This is a genomic window from Bacteroides muris (ex Afrizal et al. 2022), from assembly GCF_004793475.1.
GTDB lineage: Bacteria > Bacteroidota > Bacteroidia > Bacteroidales > Bacteroidaceae > Bacteroides > Bacteroides muris.
This window is the reverse complement of sequence record NZ_SRYZ01000100.1, coordinates 1-1,884: the sequence shown is the minus strand read 5'-3', so window position 1 is coordinate 1,884 and position 1,884 is coordinate 1. Positions and strand designations below refer to the sequence as shown.

The window sequence follows — 1,884 nt, the reverse complement described above, 5'->3', positions numbered from 1 at the left end:
TGAGCCTACCGACGGCAAAGTGAACGGGCGCGAGTATCACGGTCTTGTCTATTTCGCTACCGATGACAGCGGCAAGACAATCGCAACGCCTTTCAAGGCATCGCGCCTCGGCAAGTTCGCGAGTCGCACTGCTATTGACGGCAGGTTTGAAAGGGCTAAGGAAAAGATTGATGTTGCACCGACCAAGCGCAAAGTCGCCGATGTGATTGCTCACTCTACCAATAAGGCTGATTTCATCGCCAAGCTGAAAGAGCGAAACATTGATGTGGTTCTCCGTTATACTGAGGAAGGGCGCATATATGGTGTCATGTTCATTGACCACAACACCATGACGGTATTAAACGGTTCCCGTTTAGGCAAGGAGTTTTCTGCAAACGCCATCAACGAGCGGTTCAATAATCCGGCTAATGCACCTATAAATTCTTCTGATGTTGTTGCGCCTACTGTTGTTCTACCAATAGAGCCGACATATGAGGATAGCCATTCCGACACTACGCAAGAGCCGAAGTTTGATCAACCATCAAGCAGTCAGCGTCAATCCACAGGCGGACAAAATCAACATACCGTTACCCAATCCGTTTCCGATTTCAGCGATTACGACCTGCCAATTCCGGGGCTTGACCTGTTCCAGCAGGGGCAGTCGTTTAACCCCGACGAGGAAGAGTTCCGCCGGCGTATGCAGCGCAAAAAGAAACGAGGCCCACGCCATCGGTTTTGACTGATTTTCCGTGTAATAGCATGGAAATACGGAAATAAATCGCTAACTTTGCCACTGAATCGCAGTCATAAATTTTTGATTGTGGATTTAGTGGTGAGTCGGCGGGAGGGATACCCGCCGACTTTTTCAAACCTTATCCCACAAACCACCACTATATAATCCACTTAATCCACAAATTTATGGACACAATTGAAGTCGAGCGAGAAGTATTCGACGCACTAATTGAACGTGTCGATTTTCTCCACAAGACAATCAAGGCGTTGTATGACGAGCTGCGTGACAAGAAATTATCGGACTGGCTCAATACCAAGCAGACCTGCGACTATCTCCACATCTCTGAAAGGAAGCTACGCACACTGAAAGAGCGCGGTAAAATCGGGTTCTCCCATATCGGCAGACTTTCACAGTTCAAGGGCAGCGACATCGCCGGGCTTATCGAAAAGGAGAAAGGAGCGGGGCAATGAAAGAAATAATAACCGACACAGACCCGCGCATAATGCGGCTGACCGCACAGGCCGACGACATCACCGCAATGTGCCAGCGACTTCGAGCCGAATACCACCCGTTGCTCCACGGCAAGCGGTTCATTACCGACGCCATGCTGTCTGAGCTGCTCGGAGTAAGCCGACGCACCACGCAGGACTACCGCGACAGGGGAATAATCCCGTACTATCGGCTTGACGGCAAAATCCTCTATGCCGAGGAAGATATAGAAATCTTCCTGCAATCCAACTACCGACCCAAATTCGACTGAAGAAATAACGGCAGCCAAGCTCAAAGCCCGGTTGCCGTTATTTTTCTTTCCCACTGTCTGCTGTCAGTTCATCATGGCGCAGTCAAACTTGTTGCGCATTGTTGCCATATCCTCATATATGGTCTTGTCCTGCATTTTAGCGTATATTTGAGTTGTCCGTATGTCGGAATGACCGAGCATCTTCGAGATGCTTTCAATCGGCACATGGTTACTCAGCGAAAGTGTAGCGAAGGTGTGCCGAGCAACGTGGAAAGTGATAGGCTGTGCAAGGAAAAGCGGACAGGTGAAGATAAAACGTAAACCGTTTGAAATGAGCTTTGTTTCAGCATTCTGCCAAGTGGAGAAAATGCAAATAATAACGGAATATTGAGGTTGTTCAGTTACCAAACCGTTAGCTGGGCAGTTACCGAAA

3 protein-coding genes and 1 pseudogene are annotated in these 1,884 nt (G+C 48.8%); 3 read left to right on the top strand and 1 reads right to left on the bottom strand.

Features of this window, described 5'->3' with window-relative positions; all coding sequences use genetic code 11:
• The 3 genes and pseudogenes from E5355_RS19605 to E5355_RS18965 all read left to right on the top strand — a co-directional run.
• Nucleotides 1-718 (top strand): annotated as a pseudogene (locus E5355_RS19605) (hypothetical protein); the annotation flags it as partial.
• A 179-nt stretch (nucleotides 719-897) separates the two neighbouring features.
• A complete protein-coding gene (locus tag E5355_RS18970) occupies nucleotides 898-1,182 on the top strand; it encodes a helix-turn-helix domain-containing protein (RefSeq protein WP_136011545.1) in 285 nt (94 codons plus the stop codon).
• Nucleotides 1,183-1,250: 68 nt separating this feature from the next.
• Entirely contained in the window at nucleotides 1,251-1,472 is a 222-nt protein-coding gene (locus E5355_RS18965; RefSeq protein ID WP_246867011.1) for a helix-turn-helix domain-containing protein, read from the top strand.
• Between the two features lie 63 nt (nucleotides 1,473-1,535).
• On the opposite strand, the gene E5355_RS18960 is transcribed toward E5355_RS18965, so the two are convergent.
• On the bottom strand, nucleotides 1,536-1,884 hold a 349-nt coding region (locus tag E5355_RS18960), incomplete at its 5' end, for a tyrosine-type recombinase/integrase (protein ID WP_246867010.1).

Bases quoted from the DNA above. Each gene is read 5' to 3' on its own strand.
- E5355_RS18970 (WP_136011545.1), top strand. From the start codon at position 898: ATGGACACAATTGAAGTCGAGCGAGAAGTATTCGACGCACTAATTGAA.
- E5355_RS18965 (WP_246867011.1), top strand. From the start codon at position 1,251: ATGTGCCAGCGACTTCGAGCCGAATACCACCCGTTGCTCCACGGCAAG.